Here is a 256-nt window from a genome sequence, read left to right on the forward strand (position 1 = left end):
GCCGACATCAACAGTCGTGAATCCTCCGCCCATGTGCCGGTAGTAATCCACTGCCGACTGCACAGACGTCATCAGGAATCCGATGACGAGGGAAAGCCCGGAGAATCCGATACCGATCATCAGACCGGCCTTGAGGGACTTACCGAAAGGTATCCTGAAGATCAGGCAAAGAATCAGCATCACGATCGGCAGGATAACCACGGCGCCGACGTCAAGAATGCCTTTGATAATTGACATTATTGAGTGTTCCTAGAAT

The 256-nt window shown here is 51.6% G+C and carries 1 protein-coding gene; it reads right to left on the reverse strand.

All coding sequences use genetic code 11. The features are described 5' to 3' along the window. Nucleotides 1-237: PTS transporter subunit IIC (locus QSV46_RS40275; protein WP_314964235.1), on the reverse strand; the 237-nt coding region annotated here is incomplete at its 3' end. Nucleotides 238-256 lie beyond the last annotated feature (19 nt).

This window comes from Bradyrhizobium cosmicum, from assembly GCF_032290525.1.
Classification (GTDB): Bacteria; Pseudomonadota; Alphaproteobacteria; order Rhizobiales; family Xanthobacteraceae; genus Bradyrhizobium; species Bradyrhizobium cosmicum_A.